This window comes from Chitinophaga sedimenti, assembly GCF_023156195.1.
Classification (GTDB): Bacteria; Bacteroidota; Bacteroidia; order Chitinophagales; family Chitinophagaceae; genus Chitinophaga; species Chitinophaga sedimenti.
This window is the reverse complement of sequence record NZ_JAKUKA010000001.1, coordinates 1,288,532-1,305,111: the sequence shown is the minus strand read 5'-3', so window position 1 is coordinate 1,305,111 and position 16,580 is coordinate 1,288,532. Positions and strand designations below refer to the sequence as shown.

Annotated in this window: 12 protein-coding genes and 3 pseudogenes; 9 read left to right on the top strand and 6 right to left on the bottom strand. The window is 52.7% G+C overall.

What is annotated here, in order from left to right; genetic code table 11:
• Positions 1–8: 8 nt before the first annotated feature.
• The 8 genes and pseudogenes from MKQ70_RS37910 to MKQ70_RS07340 all read left to right on the top strand — a co-directional run.
• A pseudogene (locus MKQ70_RS37910) lies at positions 9–248 on the top strand (hypothetical protein); the annotation flags it as partial.
• A complete protein-coding gene (locus MKQ70_RS07370; RefSeq protein ID WP_282457151.1) occupies positions 228–1,031 on the top strand; it encodes a SusC/RagA family TonB-linked outer membrane protein in 804 nt (267 codons plus the stop codon). The pseudogene MKQ70_RS37910 and the gene MKQ70_RS07370, both read left to right, overlap by 21 nt.
• Positions 1,022–1,795 carry a SusC/RagA family TonB-linked outer membrane protein gene (locus tag MKQ70_RS07365; RefSeq protein ID WP_248069597.1) on the top strand — a complete coding sequence of 258 codons (774 nt, stop codon included), beginning with the start codon at positions 1,022–1,024 and terminating at the stop codon, positions 1,793–1,795. The genes MKQ70_RS07370 and MKQ70_RS07365 overlap by 10 nt, the downstream gene beginning before the upstream one ends.
• A gap of 274 nt (positions 1,796–2,069) precedes the next feature.
• A complete protein-coding gene (locus tag MKQ70_RS07360) occupies positions 2,070–2,636 on the top strand; it encodes a hypothetical protein (protein WP_248069595.1) in 567 nt (188 codons plus the stop codon).
• Positions 2,637–2,655: 19 nt separating this feature from the next.
• Positions 2,656–3,855 (top strand): RagB/SusD family nutrient uptake outer membrane protein, encoded by a 1,200-nt coding sequence (locus MKQ70_RS07355; protein ID WP_248069594.1) that lies wholly within the window; start codon positions 2,656–2,658, stop codon positions 3,853–3,855.
• On the top strand, positions 3,780–4,088 hold the full coding sequence (locus MKQ70_RS07350) for a RagB/SusD family nutrient uptake outer membrane protein (RefSeq protein WP_248069593.1): 309 nt from the start codon (positions 3,780–3,782) through the stop codon (positions 4,086–4,088). Before MKQ70_RS07355 ends, MKQ70_RS07350 begins: the two co-directional genes overlap by 76 nt.
• A 19-nt stretch (positions 4,089–4,107) precedes the next feature.
• Positions 4,108–4,866, top strand: coding sequence for a DUF4843 domain-containing protein (locus MKQ70_RS07345; protein WP_248069592.1), 759 nt, complete (start codon positions 4,108–4,110; stop codon positions 4,864–4,866).
• Between the two features lie 18 nt (positions 4,867–4,884).
• Positions 4,885–6,348, top strand: a complete 1,464-nt coding sequence (locus tag MKQ70_RS07340) for a PKD-like family lipoprotein (RefSeq protein WP_248069591.1) — start codon at positions 4,885–4,887, stop codon at positions 6,346–6,348.
• A gap of 129 nt (positions 6,349–6,477) precedes the next feature.
• Here the strand turns inward: MKQ70_RS07340 and MKQ70_RS07335 are convergent, their stop codons facing one another.
• The 6 genes and pseudogenes from MKQ70_RS07335 to MKQ70_RS07315 all read right to left on the bottom strand — a co-directional run bounded on the left by MKQ70_RS07335 (position 6,478) and on the right by MKQ70_RS07315 (position 13,748).
• Positions 6,478–7,890, bottom strand: coding sequence for an efflux transporter outer membrane subunit (locus tag MKQ70_RS07335; protein WP_248069590.1), 1,413 nt, complete (start codon positions 7,888–7,890; stop codon positions 6,478–6,480).
• 10 nt (positions 7,891–7,900) lie between these two features.
• Positions 7,901–9,552, bottom strand: a pseudogene (locus MKQ70_RS41070) (efflux RND transporter permease subunit).
• The gene (locus MKQ70_RS41065) at positions 9,507–11,075 is read right to left on the bottom strand and encodes an efflux RND transporter permease subunit (RefSeq protein ID WP_308198963.1); all 1,569 of its coding nucleotides are present in this window, start codon (positions 11,073–11,075) and stop codon (positions 9,507–9,509) included. Before MKQ70_RS41065 ends, MKQ70_RS41070 begins: the two are co-directional and overlap by 46 nt.
• Positions 11,076–11,116: 41 nt before the next feature.
• Complete coding sequence (locus MKQ70_RS07325; protein ID WP_248069589.1) at positions 11,117–12,244, bottom strand: efflux RND transporter periplasmic adaptor subunit; 1,128 nt, start codon at positions 12,242–12,244, stop codon at positions 11,117–11,119.
• 434 nt (positions 12,245–12,678) lie between these two features.
• Positions 12,679–13,215 (bottom strand): hypothetical protein, encoded by a 537-nt coding sequence (locus MKQ70_RS07320; RefSeq protein ID WP_248069587.1) that lies wholly within the window; start codon positions 13,213–13,215, stop codon positions 12,679–12,681.
• 98 nt (positions 13,216–13,313) lie between these two features.
• Positions 13,314–13,748: a hypothetical protein gene (locus MKQ70_RS07315; RefSeq protein ID WP_248069586.1), complete on the bottom strand. Its 435-nt coding sequence runs from the start codon at positions 13,746–13,748 to the stop codon at positions 13,314–13,316.
• Positions 13,749–13,938: 190 nt separating this feature from the next.
• Here MKQ70_RS07315 and MKQ70_RS42060 point away from each other — a divergent pair.
• Positions 13,939–16,555 (top strand): annotated as a pseudogene (locus MKQ70_RS42060) (polysaccharide lyase family 8 super-sandwich domain-containing protein).
• Positions 16,556–16,580 lie beyond the last annotated feature (25 nt).

The window sequence follows — 16,580 nt, the reverse complement described above, 5'->3', positions numbered from 1 at the left end:
GCAACTCGAACATCTTACAAAGCCTGAAAACACTGGATCCTTCCTTTATCATCAACGATAACAACGCCCTTGGCTCCAATCCCAACGCGTTGCCGGACGTAGAGATCCGTGGTAAAAGCAGCATGCCGAGCGCATCGCTGAAAGATGAATTTGGCGCGGATCCCAACCAGCCGCTATTTATCCTCGATGGTTTTGAAGCGACATTACAGACCATTATAGACCTGGACATGAACCGCATCGCCTCTGTTACCCTGCTGAAAGATGCGGCTTCTACGGCCCTGTATGGCGCCAAGGCAGCGAACGGCGTGGTAGTAGTGGCAACCAAAGAACCAGAACCGGGCGCCGTGCGTATTTCGTACAGTGGCGACTTCAGCGTATCCGCACCGATGCTGGGCGTTTATAATATGATGAACGCGGCCGAAAAGCTGGAGTTCGAAAAACTGGCGGGCCGGTACACAGCTGGCAGCCAGGGTGTATACACTCAGATTACGCGGGACAGTATTTACAATGCGCGGTTAAGTGCCGTGGAGAGCGGGGTGAACACCTATTGGCTGAGCGAGCCCGTAAGGACAGGCATCACACAGGGCCATTCCATTTATGCGGATGGCGGCGACGGCTCTATGCGGTACTCCGCAGGCGTGAATTACAAAACGATCGGCGGCGTCATGAAAGGCTCAAAACGCGATACCTGGGGCGGCAATCTCAAACTGTCGTACCGCAACAAAAAGCTGAACATCATGGAAAACCTGTTCGTGAACGGCGCCGAGGGCAGCGAATCGCCCTACGGTTCGTTCGCCACTTTCGTGAATGCAAACCCTTACTTCAAAAAGCGCCTGGCAGACGGCAGCATCAGCCGCTACCTCGACGAAACTACGGACCCGAACGCCACGGATGCGGAAATATCGACCAACCCATTGTACAATGCAGGCCTCGGCAACCGCTCCAATAACAAAAGTCTGGGCGTACAAAACAACCTTTCGCTCATTTATGATATTTACCCGGGACTGCGCTTCCGGGCTCGGTGCAGGTAGGCAAAACCACCGCTACGGCGATCAGCTTTACACCGCCGGAACATACGAGCTTCGATAACCGTTCCGTCTACGAGCGGGGCCGTTATACGGAATCGCAGACCAGTTCCTTCAACTATGCAGTAAACGCCATGCTCACCTATGCCCGCGTGTTTCGCGGGGTGCATAGCGTAAACGCCACTGCCCGCGCGGAGGGACAGGAAACAAATAACCGTCGTACGAGCTTTACTGCGGTGGGTTACCCCGCCGGCACCAATGGTAATCCTTCTTTTTCTTTTGGATATGACGAACTGGGTAAACCGGCTTATTCGGCGAGCCGGTTCCGCAGGAATAACCTGCTGGCGTCGCTGAACTATGCTTACGACAACCGGTATATGATTGATGCGTCTTTGCGGTACGACGGCTCTACGGCCTTTGGCTCCAATAAGAAATACGCTTCTTTTTGGTCGGTGGGCGGGGGCTGGAACATTCACCGCGAAACGTGGTTTAAGCAATTCAGCTGGCTCGAGTTCCTGAAAATTCGCGCCAACGTGGGACTGACCGGCAACCAGAACTTTGGCAGCCTTCGTTCTACTTCGGTATACAACTATGAAAGCTACGTGAACCTGTTCGGCCAGGCCCTTTCCCTGCAGGCAATGGGCAATCCAAACCTCGAGTGGCAGAACACTTTGTCTTCCAGCGGCGGTATTGACTTCGCGTTCTGGAAAAACAGGCTGAACGGCAGCTTCAACGTGTATAAAAACATACCGATCCCCTCATCATTATGATGGACCTTCCCTCCTCTACTGGCGTTACAGCGTACGCCACCAATGCGGGTATCTGGATGCAAAAGGTATCGAATTCAACCTGAAATACTCCCCGGTATTTCGCCCAAAAGACCGTGTTATATGGACGCTGGGCGTTTTCGGCAGCACTGTTAAAAGCAAGTATGGCGGCTTTGGCAACAAGCTGGCAACACTCAACAAACAGCAGGAACTGAGCAAATCGCTCCAGCGCTTCAGTGACGGGTACAGCCCGGACGATATATGGGCCGTTACATCCGTGGGCATTGATCCAACAACCGGCCGCGAAGTATTCGTGGATCGCTTTGGACAGTATACTTATACCTACAGCGCGGCGGACATTGTTCGAGTAGGGAACGCACGCCCGCTTGTAGAAGGTGTGGTGAGCAGCAACCTGAGCCTGAAGGGCTTTACACTCGGCCTTAATTTCCGTTATCGCCTGGGTGCAGAGATCTTTAACAACGCGGTATTCGAAAAAGTAGAGAATATCACCGACGGTGAAATACTGAACAACCAGGATAAACGGGCATTATACGATCGCTGGAAGAAACCCGGTGACGTCGCAAAATTCAAGGCCATCAGTCTGACCGGCACCACCCCGATGTCGTCCCGCTTTGTACAGGAAGAAAATGTGATCATCGGCGAATCGCTCAACATGGGATATGAATTCAACAACCGGCGCTGGATGAAGAAGGCCGGTCTTACCAGCCTGCGCCTGAATGCGTACATGAACGACATCTTCTACTTCTCTACGATCACGCGGGAAAGAGGGATTGATTATCCTTTTGCGAAATCGGCGTCGTTCAGTGTGAGGGCCGGATTCTAAACAAGTTTAACGTAAGATCATGAAACAATTCATCATAAAAATTACTTTCTTTTCCTTGTTGATGGCGGGGCTGAGTTCCTGTAAAAAATGGCTGGACCTGCAACCGGAAGACCAGTTCACGCAGGAGCAGGTATATACCAATCCCACGCGGATAGCGCAGGCGCTGAACGGGCTGTATGCAACCCTGTCGGACAATAACATGTACGGCGGGCGTATGAGCATGACCACCTTGGAACTGCTGGCGCAGCGCTACTTCATCAATGCAGGCGCCACAGGTGAAAGACCGCAGGTGCAACAATATGCGTACGATAAAACCGATGCACAGAATGCTTTTGAAGCCATCTGGCGCAATTCATACAACGCGGTGTCGGACATCAACGAATTCATCGGCAGCCTGGAAACGTATTCCGTATCCGTACTGGATGCTCCTACCCTGGCCCTGTATAAAGGCGAGGCGATCGGTCTCAGATCCATGATACAGCTGGACATGCTCCGGCTTTTTGGCCCGGTATACCGCACCGATTCTACCTTGCCGGCTGTTCCTTACTACAATAAAGTAGCCACTGCTCTTTCGCCGCTGCTCCCCGCTAATCAGGCCATGGACAGCATCCTGCGCGATCTGCGGATGGCGTCGGCCTTACTGGCTGCCGACCCGGTGATCACACAAGGGCCGATGCATACGCTGTTGTATGATGGCCGCGATTTTGCGCGGCTCCGCAACTACCGGATGAACTATTATGCAGTCCAATTGCTGCTCGCCCGTGCAGAACTTTACCGGGGCAATACCACTAACGCACTGCTGATAGCAGAAACCGCGTTGCAGGGTACCACTCGCTGGTTTCCCTGGGTAGAAGGTTCGCGGACCATGATTTCAGTAGACCCCGACCGCGTGTATTATACCGAAGTACTGATGGGACTCTATCATGCAAAACTGGCAGAGAATCACAAAGCCTGGTTTGCGGCCGATGTAACGGACGCCAGTATTTATCGTCCCGAGCAAAATGTGCTGGACGCTACGTTCGAGGGATATGGCAACGACGTGCGCTACCACGACTCCTGGGTGCTTTCGGGGCTAAAAGTTATAAGACCTTTCTTAAATACCAGGCGCCAGGCGTTGATTCGGCATGGTACCAGTATATGCCTGTGCTTCGCAATACCGAACTGTATTACATCGCAGCCGAGTGCCAGCCCGACGCGGCAAAGGCGCTTGCCTACCTGAACCAGGTACGCGCACACCGCGGTTTACCGGCGCTGGCCGCCACCGTGAACATCCAGAACGAGATCCGCAAAGAATATATGAAAGAGTTTTATGGCGAAGGCCAGCTCTTTTACTATTACAAACGCCGCGCGGAAACAACCATTCCGAGCGCGATCAGCACCGGGGCCACCATTGCCATGAATAAGGCAAAATACGTGGTGCCGCTTCCATTATCTGAAACACAGTATCGCTAACCATAAAACCAACGGTACGATGAAAACACTTTTCAAACTGTTCGCCTTAATGCCAGCCATCTTATTGATGGCCTGCGAAAAGGACCTGCCGACTTACAACGGCACCAATAACATTTATTTCCGCAACGCCGTACAAATATCTTCGTCGGATGTGCGCACCGATAGCTCGTTCTTCAGCTTTGCCCTGTACACCGCCGCGTTGCAGGACACGGTGTTAAAAATACCAATCATGACCATGGGTATGCCTTCTTCGCAAGACCGTACCTATAAGCTGACGATACCGGATTCGTCTACCGCCATTGCCGGCGTGGATTACGAGTTAGTATCCGGTGCACCGGCAATACGTGGCGGTTATACGACCGATTCCGTGTTTATCCGCGTAAAACGTACGGCCGAAATGCGCGATACGACCAAACTGCTGATCCTGCAACTGGAGCAGAACGAGCATTTTAATGTAGACATGAAGGACTTTGTGTACAACACGCTGACCGGACAAAAAATGAGTTATATCCGGCACCGCCTGTATCTCTCCGACATCCTGCGCCAGCCCAGGTACTGGATTCCCAGCCACTTTGGCGTATTCAGCCGCGAAAAGCTGTACCTGATGGTGGACATACTCGGTATCGCCGCCAATCGCTTCGACGGCACTGTATCTGTAGGTGATGCCAACTACTACGGCCGAAAAATGCAGCGCTACCTGAACCAGCAAAAACTCGAAGGCAATACCGTATATGAGGCTAATGGCACCCCCATGGCAATGGGCAGTTCCGTGCAATAACCACTAACAAATAACACTATGCGTACCTACTTTTTTATATTGATACTCGTTTCCCTGGCCGGGCTAAGCGCCTGTTACAAAGACGAGGGCAACTACGACTATCACGAGCTCAACAAAATTACCATTACCGGTATTGCTGATAACTACAGCATACAGCAGGGCGACAGTCTGCGCATCTTCCCTACACTTGAATTTTCACTCGACCAATCGGGCGACACCGCGAAATACAAGTACGAATGGGCGGCACTGAGCGGCAATACCCGCCGCCTGCTCGACACGACCCTAAACTATAACAAACGCTTCCCGCTGAGTTCCGGCACCTGGGATGTTTATTATACGGTGACCGAGAAAAGCACGGGCCTTATTTCGCGCAAACACTTTAAAGTGGCGATCATCCGCTCGTTCGTGTCGGGCTGGCTCGCGCTGTGCGATGTAAACGGCGTGGCGCGGCTGGATATGGTATGGGTGAAAGATACGCCGCGTGTGGTGAATGACCTGTTAGCCGCCGCCAGTGCAGGCTATACGCTCACCGGCAAACCGAACGATGTGTATGCCAATACTTACCTGGGCGCCGCTTCCTTATTCGTGGCCACCTCCACCACCACCGAACGTTTCGACCCCTCATCGTACGTGTGGCGGAAAGGATTCGATATCCGGAATGAAATGCTGACGGATGAACCGGTAGGATTTACTGCGCAGCAAATGTACATGCGCACCAGCGGGTATACGTTTATGCAGGCCAACGATGGCAACCTGTACTACTGCCATGCGCAGTCGGGCATCTATTTTGGTCTTGCAGCGAACGTGATGAGCGGCGAAGCGTTTCCTTTTAAAATGGCGCCATGGTTCGCACTGGTGCCGGATGGCGCTACCGCGTACCCGATGATCCTGTACGATGAAACCAAACGTAAGTTCGTACGCTTCACCCTGGGCGGCGCCAATGCTGCCGAGATGCCGACGGGTACGCTGTTTAATTTCACTACGGGGAAAGACCTGGTGTACATGGAATCGTCGCGCTACAACACCGGGTCCATTTATGCGGTGCTGAAAGACCCAGGTGCAGCCAATTATTACCTGGCCAGGTTTGTCGCCACCAGGACCATCACGCAAAACCAGTTTACGCCGATCGCCGGGGCGGACATTGAACACGCTACTACATTTGCTGTGAGCCCCCGTTATGGCTACCTGTTTTACGCCGCCGGTGGCAAACTACACGAATACGACATCTTTTCGAATACCAGCAAACTGATGCTGGATTTCGGCACAAAGAAAATCAACCATATCCGTTTCCATAACTATGTCGCTGGCACTAATACGGCGCTCCGCGAGGACCTGGTAGTATGTGTCAATGACCCAGGGTTGCCCGATGAAACATCCGGCACGATCAGCACCTATACCGTACCGGGCGCCAATGGCGAGCTGGTGTTGAAGAACAGTTACTCCGGGCTTGGAAAAATAAAAACCATCACTTACAAAGAGTAACCTGTTTATTGTGATCCATGTTGCTGTTACCCAGGGCCGCCGCGTTAGGCGGCCTTTTTCCATGTACAATCAGAAAGGACCGCCATTTACATGACAGCCCTTTCTGATTTTCTCTTTATGTTGATGCGATTACTGTTTCCAGCCGCCGCCCAGTGCACGGTAAAGTGTTACCATCGCCTGTAACTGCTGCAATTTATCGTTGATCCCGTTCAACTGCGCCGTCAGCAAGTTCTGCTCGGCCGTGAGCACGTCCGTGTAGTTGGTGCTGGAAGAATAGCGCAGCAATTCCTTATTAAACTCTACTGCTTTTTGCAGGGACGCTAATTGGTTCTGCCGGATGGATGCTTTGTCTACCGCCGTCTGGTAGCTGAACAAAGCATCTGCTACTTCCTGCGAAGCAGTAAGCATCACGGATTTAAAGTTGTACAGCGCCTCTTCCTGGTTGGCTTCCGCTACGCGCAAACGCTGGCGGTTCAGGCCCTGGTTAAAGATCGGCTGTGTAAGACCGGCCACCAGGTTCCAGTAGAAGGTCTGGTCAAAGAAACCTTTCAGCGTATTTACCGTTGCAAATCCGCCGGTAGCCGACAGGTTCAGCTGCGGATAGAAGTACGTGCGGGCAGCATTGGTCAGCTCAAAATTGCTGATCAATGAATACTCTGCCTGTTGCACGTCCGGCCGGTTGCTCAGCAAATGCACCGGCACGCCTGTGCGTAAAAAATCTACCGCCTGCTGCTGATCCAGTATGCTGCGTGGAATACTGTCTGGCGACACCCCCAGCAACACGCTGAGCGCGTTTTCCGTTTCACGGATACTGCGTTTAATATCGGGAATGCTGACTTCCGCTGCGTAACGGTTCGCCTCGCTGTTTACCACATCGGCGCCTGTAAGCACCGCGGCTTCCTTCAGCGCTTTGATGGTAGACACATCGTTCTTGCGGATTTCTACGGTTTGCTGGGTGATCTTTAACTGCTGGTCTAGGGCGAGCAGCGTATAATAATTGTTCGCAATGTTGGCGATCAGCTGCGTCTGTACCGTACGGCGGTAAGCATCGCTCGCGAGGAACAACGCCACGCGCGAACGTTTGGTGCTGCGCAGTTTACCCCACACATCTATTTCCCAACTGGCGGTACCCACCAGCGAGTACTGGTCGTACGACGGAATAGAGGTGGCGCTGGAGTTACCGAATGCACGCAGCTGTGCCGGTGAAGGTTTGGCGTGCGTAAAGCTCGGCGATACGCTCAGCGTAGGCCAGAAGGCATCTTTGCTCTGGCGAAGGTTGGCCGCGGCAGCTTTCATGCGGGCTACGGCTATTTTCAGGTTCAGGTTACTGTCTAAGCCCTGTTGTATCAGTGTGCGCAACTGCGGATCACTGAACAACTCCTGCCAGCGGATATCTGCCAGGGTAGACGTATCCGTAGCGGTTTGTGCGCCACGGTAGGTGGCGGGTGTTTGAATGTCCGGCTTCTCGTACTGCTGCGTGATTTTGCATCCCGCCAGCAGCACCGGTACACCTATGATGTATGCGATATATCTGTTCTTCATGCTATTCAATTTAATGGGCGGCTGGTATGGTTGGCAATCCGGTTTCATCTTCTTCCTCGTCCTCGTCTTCAAACTTCTTTTTACGCCCTACTTTTTCCTGCAGGTGCTGGAAGATCACGAACAGCGCCGGGATCACCAATACCCCAAAGATGGTACCGATCAACATACCGCCTACTGCGCTCGTACCGATGGCGCGGTTGCCTTTGGCGCCGGCGCCGCTAGCCAGCATCAACGGTACGAGACCAAGGATGAAAGCGAAGGAGGTCATGAGAATGGGCCGTAAACGCGCTACCGCACCATCTACTGCCGCCTCCGGGATCGATTCGCCGTTACGCCTGCGCTGTACGGCAAACTCCACGATGAGGATCGCGTTTTTCGCCAGCAGACCAATCAACATGATCAGGGAGATCTGCGTATAGATATTGTTATCTACCCCGAAAATTTTATTAAAAAGGAACGTACCGGCCAGACCAACAGGCAGCGACAGGAGCACCGCAAATGGCAGGATATAGCTCTCGTACTGCGCACAGAGCAGGAAGTACACGAATATCAAACAGAGAATAAAGATATAAACCGACTGGCTGCCGGCCGACAACTCCTCGCGGGTAATACCCGAAAACTCATATCCATAACCAGCCGGCAGGGTCTGTGCCGCAATTTCCTGCACCGCCCTGATCGCGTCGCCGGAGCTAAAGCCCGGGTTCGGCGCACCGTTTACTGCGATAGACGTAAACAGGTTAAAACGGTTGATCGCCTCCGGGCCATAAACCCTTTCCAACGTAACGAACTCGCTGATTGGCGCCATTTGTCCCGCGCTGTTACGCACGTACACATTGTTGAGGCTTGCCTCGCTTGTACGGTACTGGTAATCCGCCTGGATCATTACACGGTATTGTTTACCGAACTGGTTGAAGTTAGAGGCGTAGATCCCCCGAAGTACCCCTGCATCGTTGTCAGGATCGAATTCGGCGATACGCCGGCGTCTTTCGCTTTGGCGGTGTTCACCGTGAGCTGTAGCTGCGGGAAGTTCGGGTTGAAGGTGGAGTTGATATACTGGATTTCCGGGCGGGCACGCAACGCGTTCTGGAAGTCGTTGCTCACTTTATAAAAATCCTGGATCGTATGCCCGCCTTTATCCTGTAGCTGGAATTCAAAACCGCCGCTGGCGCTGAAACCCTGCACCGTAGGCGGACTAAAGAAGATAATGCTGCTGGCCTCGCGGATGCCCGCTGTTCTGCCGAACAACTCACCAATGATCTTGGTCGCATCGCGGCCGGGCCTGTCGCCCCACTCCTTCAGTTCAATAATTACCATGGAGTAAGCACTACCCGCACCTGCGATGAAGTTGGTACCAACCACCTGCAGGGTGTTGTTCACGCCATCTACCTGCCGCGCAATCGCCGCTACCTTCCCGGATACCGAATCGGAACGCTCGAGCGTAGAACCCGGCGGCAGACTCACCGAAGCGAAGATCGTTCCAAGGTCTTCGTTCGGCACGAAGGACGAAGGCGTGGTTTTCATCATGACGTACAACCCGCCGCCAAACAGCGCGATGATCAAAATCGCCATCCATTTACGGATCGATAGGAAGTGTACCGCTTTCTTATATTTACCGGTTACTGCATCAAAAGAAGTATTAAAAGCATTGTAGAAACGTTGCAGGTAAGTCTTTTCTTATGCTCATGCTCGTCGTGCGGCTTCAGCAGCAGCGCACAAAGCGCGGGGCTGAGCGTCAACGCGTTGATCGCGGAAAGGATGATCGAGATCGCCAGGGTAAGACCGAACTGTTTGTAGAACACGCCCGCCGAACCCGTAATGAACGTTACCGGCACAAACACCGCGGACATTACCAGTGTAATGGAAATGATCGCGCCGCTGATCTCGTTCATCGCGGACATAGTAGCCTTTCGCGCCGACTTGGCGCCATGGTCCAACTTGGCATGGACCGCCTCCACCACTACGATGGCATCATCCACCACGATACCGATCGCCAGTACCAGTGCGAACAAGGTGAGCAGGTTAATGGAGAAGCCAAATAAATTCAGGAAGAAGAACGTACCCACGATCGCCACCGGCACCGAAATCGCCGGGATCAAAGTAGAACGCCAGTCCTGCAGGAACAGGAACACCACGATAAATACGAGGATGAATGCTTCCACCAGGGTGTGCAACACCTTATCGATAGAGGCATCCGGGAAGCGGTTTACATCCACCAGCACGGTGTATTTCACACCGGGAGGAAAGGATTTGGCTGCTTCTTCGAGTACCGCTTTACTACCGTTGATTACATCGCGGGCATTGGAACCGGCGGCCTGTACCACCGCCACACCCACAGCCGGATGATCATTTACCAGGTTGTACGCCGAGTAGCTCTGTGCCCCCAGTTCCAGCCTGGCCACGTCTTTCAGCAATAACTGCTGCCCATTGCCGATGGATTTGATGATAATATTTTCGAACTGGGTCACATCTTTTAAACGGCCCGTGTATTTAATTACATATTGGAAAGCCTGGTTGCTGTTCTCCCCCACCTTACCCGGCGCAGCTTCAATGTTCTGCTCGGCCAGTGCGGCGGTGATGTCGGAAGGCATCAATCCGTAAGCAGCCATAGCCTGCGGTTTTAACCAAACGCGCATGGAGTAGTCGCGGGAACCGAATACCGTTACCTCACCTACCCCGTTTACACGCTGGATCTGTGGTACCAGGTTAATTTTCGCATAGTTCTGCAGAAAGGTCTGATCGTAAGCCTTGTTCTCACTGTTGAGGGCGAAGATGAGCAGGTTACTGCTCTGCCTTTTAATCACCGTTACACCGGCCTGTGTTACCTCTGCCGGTAACAGGCTGGTAGCGCGGGATACGCGGTTCTGCACGTTTACCGCGGCCAGGTCGGGGTTGGTGCCTACCTTAAATACCACGGTGATGGTAGCGGTACCTTCGTTGGTGGAGGTCGATGTCATGTACGTCATGTCTTCCACCCCATTGATCTGTTCTTCCAGCGGAATAATAATGGAATTGAGCACCACATCGGCGTTTGCACCGGGATAACTGGCGGAAACCTGCACGGTGGGCGGTGCAATGTCCGGGTATTGTGCAATCGGCAGCGTTACCAGTCCCGGGATACCCAATATCACGATGATAACGGATATAACCGTAGACAGCACCGGCCGTTCTATAAATCTTCTAAGCATAATGTCTGTTTAATTGATCAATGCCAGCCGGCGTTACTTTTTCACACGGATCTTTTCGCACCTTCCTTAAGGTCGGTGATGCCTTCCACCACGATCTGGTCGCCCTGCTTCAGGCCATCTTCCACTACGAACGATTTGCCATCCGGTGTAGGCCTTACCGTAATGGCTACGCTGGTAACCGTGGTATCCGGTTTTACCTGCCATGCGAAACGTTTGCCCTGCAGATCATAAGTAGCCACCTGCGGGATCACGAGCGCCGTATCTATTTCCCTTGGAATACGTACCGTGCCGCTGCTTCCGCTGCGCAAAATGCCGATGGGGTTGGGATAGCGGGCGCGGAACTGTACAGACCCCGTTTCGGTGGTCACCAGGCCGCTGGCCGTTTCAATTTTACCCTCGTGGTCGTAAGTTTCGCCGTTGGGCAGGAGAAACAGCACATGGGGAGCGCTTTTCAGCTTCTCCTGGATGGTATTCCCTTTATACATGCGGGAAACGTAAAGCAGTTGTTTCTCGTTCACAGAAAAATAAGCATATACGTCGCCGGACTCCGACACGGTGGTCAGCGGCTGCGACGAACTTGCGCTTACCAGCGCGCCTACCTTATTGGGCAGGGTGCCGATTACCCCGTTAACCGGGCTGGTAATGGACGTGTAGCCTACGTTGGTGCGGGCGTTGGCCACGGTGGCGTTAGCCTGGGCCAGGGCGGCCTTTTTCGCTTCCAGCGCGTATTCGGCGCTTTCCAGTTCGTATTTGCTGATGATGTCTTTTTCCACCAGCGGGCGTACCTTGTTTACCTGCATTTCCGCGGTGCTCACTTCCGCCTGGGCGGTTTTGATGCCCGCTTCCGCCGTACGCAGCTCCTGCTCGTACATCGGGTTGCTGATGCGGAATAATAACTGTCCCTTTTTAACCGTGGCCCCTTCATCTACAAAAATCTTCTCCACAAACCCGTCGATTTTGGGCCGGATCTCCACAACCTGTTGCCCCTGGATAGTTGCAGGAAAATCGGTGTATAGTACTGCCTTACCAGCCGTCACCGTTTCTACCTTATATAATTTCACTCCTCCCGTACCGGGCGCGCCGGCCTGCTTTTTCCCTCCGCAGGACGTTAACAGCACTCCTGCCGCCAACATCCACATGTAACCGATGCAATAATTGTAACACTTCATATAGTGAGTTCTGGTTTGTTTCCGATGAATGTATATACCAAACGACCCGCCAGGAAAGTAAACACCTGAACCCGGTCAAAAGTTTTATCCCATAAACAGATACGGATTCTCCGTACGCCTGGTTCGGAAAGGCGTGCCCGCCCCTGGCTGCTGTGTTTCCGTGTTATTAGTGGCAAGCTGCAAGGTACTACGCCCCCGCCTGGCATCGACCGATTTAGCGGCGAAATGAGGATTTCCTGCGACGATTGCATGGACACAGGATAGCGGGTAATCTACAAAAACGCCCGGCGTTGCGGCCGGGCGGTTAGCTTATCTTCGGCTTTCCAGGGCTTTAACTCTCTCCTGGAGCTGCTCGTTTTCCTTTTTCAGGTCGATGAGATAGAGCGTGAGTTCCTCGACCTTTTGTAAGAGGCGGGCGTTCATGTCGCCCAGCTCTATTCCATCTTTTTCACCTCTTCTGCGGATGGAATACCCGGAAGGTGCTGATGCTCGCGGATGAACTTTTCTACGGACGCGATGGACGGGAGTTCGTAGCCTTTCGCGAATACGTAGTCCGGCCAGGGATTGGCGAGTGTCACCTTTACCTTGCGGGCGGCAATAGTGCCATCTACGGCGAGTTTGTTGGTACCGGGCGCGGAAGTGCCGATGCCCACGTTTCCGTCCGAAGTGATGACCATGCGTTCCATCATGTTATAGCTGCCGGCATTGCTGTAGGTATTAGTATAAAATCTAAGGTAGGTGTCCCAACCATGTCCGCGGCCAAAGCCTATCGCAGAAGAACCGCCGCCATTGGCCGCAAAGCCAATAGCCATTTCACCATTGAGATTGGCGCCCGTACTTTGTCCCTCCAGGAAAATTCCATCGATGTCTGAGAGCTTACTTGTAAAATCACGGACTGGCCTGGTCACCCTAACATAACCGGCAGAAAACGGGCCATTCAAAGCCGTATACTCGTGATTTACGAACGCCACTACATCACTGATGGCTTCATCAGCAGCGAGTTCGAGAACGGCATTATCAGCATAACCTGTAAACGACCAATAATACAGCGTGGAATTATTCGCAATCTCTAAAGCGAGATAGCGCTCTCCCCATATGTCACATATACCAGCCGTGTGCCCTCCATATAGGACATTATATTGCCCCGGTTCCAGTCATAAGCACTGGCAGTGTTCACCTCCACCACAAATTTACGGTTCCAGCCAGTGTTGCCTCCACGGGTAGCCACCAGCTTTCCTGAAACAAAACGGTCCTGCATTACCAGTGTATTTGTATATGCTTTATGCAGCAACAAGTAGTTAGGTCCACCCGAATCCTCGGTTGCCCCCGGGATGGTTCTATTGACATAATAATTCCGGTAACTCCCGGATCCAAGCACATGCAATAATCCTTGCGGATTCGTGGTCCCGATACCTACGTTGCCGGTTGCGGGAAAGGTATTCGTTTGCGCAAAAGCTGCAGGCGCCGCGAGCAGCATCAGGGATAATAAGAGTCTGTTTTTCATCTTGTGAAAAGAAATTTAGGGATAAATAATATAGGCTAATGATGAGAACCGGGTAACAACGACGAGTTAACGAAATGGCTCCATCTACCCTCGCAAGGTAGATTTTTTTATCTCATCTTGACTATTAATTGTTTGTTTATTAGATTGTGCAAACGTTTGCATTATTACCCTTAATTAAACTCCACGCTGTATGAAAAGGTATCTATGTTCTCTGTTGCTCATGGCAACGCTATTGCCCTTGTGCGCCCATTCTCAATCGACTGAATTCACGCTGATCATGGACCGTATACGGGCCGACCAGCTGGCAGCCGTACAAAATGTGACTACGCTGGATAACGGTGTGACCAGTACGCTGGCCACCATGCAGTCCAACGGCTCGTGGCCGGATGTGAGTTACGTGTACAGCGCCACAACGTATAATGGTGGTACGCACCTGGATAGGGTCAAAAATTTTGTGCTGGCCTACTCGCATACAGGCAGCAGTTATTATCACAGCAGCAGCCTGTTTACGGCGATCGTGACCGCGCTTACTTACTGGGATACCGCCGACCCCCAAAGCTGGAACTGGTACCACAACCAGATCTATAACCCGCAACGGACCGGCGAAATCCTTATTATCCTGCGTATTGCGCCGGACACGCTTCCTACGACGTTGTACAACAACCTGCTGTCCCAGATGAACCGCGGCGTACCGGCTAACCAGACCGGCGCCAACAAAATGGACGTGGCCATCCACTTCATTTATCGCGCCTGCCTCACTGAAAACGCTACCCTGATGGCCACCGGCGTGAGTGAAGTATTCCAGCCACTCTCCTATACCACGGACGAGGGCATCCAGTACGACCGGAGCTTTCAGCAGCACGGGCCGCAGCTATATGTATGGCTATGGTTCCGTACTGGCCCTGGGCGAGGTGAATATGGCAGTATACCTGCGCGGCACGTCGTTCGCTGCTTCGTCGGACAAGGTGCAGGTACTTTCGCAGTTTCTCCGTAAGGGATACCTGCCCGTCATGCGGGGCCGCTACATTGATTATAGTGTGAATGGCCGCAGCATCAGCCGGGTAAATAACCTCCAGCAACTTGGCACCATTTCATTGTTAAACAAATGGAAACTGGTGGACAGCGCGCACGCGACCGAATATAACAACGCCGTCGCCCGTGTAAACGGCACCCAGCCGGTGTCGTACGCCGTGACGCCCAGCCATAGTCACTTCTGGCATTCGGACTATACGGTGCACCACCGTCCGGGTTACTTCTTCGGCCTGCGGAATGTATCTACCCGTACTGTTAAATCAGAAAATGGTAACGGCGAAAACCTCAAAGGTTATTACCTCACTGATGGCGCAACCAATATCGCAGTGAATGGAAATGAGTACTACAACATCTTCCCGGTATGGGACTGGAATAAGATCCCAGGTACGACCGTGCCCGCTATTACTACTATTCCGCAGCGAACCGCCTGGGGCGTGAATTACGGCACGGCAGCATTTTCGGGGGCGTGTCGGATTCGCTGTATGGCGCTACCGGCCTGGCCTTTAACGATTATAGTACTTCGGCGCGCAAAGGCTGGTTCTTTTTTGATGATGAAATAGTGTGTTTAGGCGCCAATGTTAGTTCCTCGGCTGCGCAGACCATTAACACGACTGTTAACCAGTGTTTGCTGAGCGGCAATGTAACTGTCAATTCCGCGGGCATCACCAGTGTACTATCGACCGGCGCCTACACCTACAATAGCAACCTGAAATGGGCGCTGCATAATAATGTAGGCTATTATTTTCCCGCCGGCGGCAACCTGCAGCTAAGCAACCAGGCGCAATCCGGCACCTGGAGCAGCATCAATACCGGTGGCAGTACGTCCACCGTAACGAGCAATGTTTTCAAACTGTGGTTTGACCATGGTGTAACGCCCAGTGGGGGAAGTTATGCGTACATCGTACTGCCCGGAAAGGCCACCGCTACGGAGATGCAGGCCTACGATACCTCGCGGATCAAAATCATGGCCAACACCAATGCGGTACAGGCCGTGAAACACACCACGCTCAATAACTGGCAACTGCTCTTTTATGAAGCCGCCAGCTTCAGCGCCGACGGTGTAACGATTACTGCAGATCATCCCTGCGCAGTGATGCTGAAAAACGTAGGCACCAGTGATGTGACCGTATATATCGCTGATCCCGCGCAAACATATGGTACGGTGAACCTGCTCATCAAAGTGCCGGGGATCGACAGTACCCGCCAGCTGAGCTGCAAACTGCTCGGCGGCAACTACGCGGGACAAAGCTCGGTTTATCACCTGACTAATGCGACCCCGGTATTTACGCCTGAAGGTATTTTTCCGGTAGCTGACGCCTACGTACGCAGTGGCAGCAGTTATAACGCCGTTAACTACGGCACGGCCACCTCACTTGTACTCAAAAAAGATGTAGATGGATATGCACGGGAAATATTTTTCAAATTCAATAAGAACAGTTTACCCGTAACAGCGGATTCCATCAAACTGCGACTGCATGTAAACTATGCCAACACCGATGTAAATACGACCGGTTGGGCGTTATACTACGTAAGCAACGATAGCTGGACCGAAAACGGCATCACCTGGTCGAACATGCCCGCCACCACCAGTCTGATTGGCACGATAACCGGGAAACCCTCGGGCAGCAAAGCGGAGTGGAACGTGACCGGCATCGTGAAAAATGAAGTGGATAGTCTGCTGACATTTAAACTGGTGTCGACCAACACCGGCGCTAAAACGGATGCTTCTTTTAGTTCACGCGAAACGGCGGATGTTACTGTACGCCCCCAGCTGATCGCCTTGGGAACTACCGGTCTGAG

What these genes read in the sequence shown, in the direction of transcription:
- MKQ70_RS07370 (WP_282457151.1), top strand. Translation starts at nt 228, where the DNA reads ATGAACCGCATCGCCTCTGTTACCCTGCTGAAAGATGCGGCTTCTACG.
- MKQ70_RS07355 (WP_248069594.1), top strand. Translation starts at nt 2,656, where the DNA reads ATGAAACAATTCATCATAAAAATTACTTTCTTTTCCTTGTTGATGGCG.
- MKQ70_RS07345 (WP_248069592.1), top strand. Translation starts at nt 4,108, where the DNA reads ATGAAAACACTTTTCAAACTGTTCGCCTTAATGCCAGCCATCTTATTG.
- MKQ70_RS07340 (WP_248069591.1), top strand. Translation starts at nt 4,885, where the DNA reads ATGCGTACCTACTTTTTTATATTGATACTCGTTTCCCTGGCCGGGCTA.
- MKQ70_RS07335 (WP_248069590.1), bottom strand. Translation starts at nt 7,890, where the DNA reads ATGAAGAACAGATATATCGCATACATCATAGGTGTACCGGTGCTGCTG.
- MKQ70_RS41065 (WP_308198963.1), bottom strand. Translation starts at nt 11,075, where the DNA reads ATGCTTAGAAGATTTATAGAACGGCCGGTGCTGTCTACGGTTATATCC.
- MKQ70_RS07325 (WP_248069589.1), bottom strand. Translation starts at nt 12,244, where the DNA reads ATGAAGTGTTACAATTATTGCATCGGTTACATGTGGATGTTGGCGGCA.
- MKQ70_RS07315 (WP_248069586.1), bottom strand. Translation starts at nt 13,748, where the DNA reads ATGAAAAACAGACTCTTATTATCCCTGATGCTGCTCGCGGCGCCTGCA.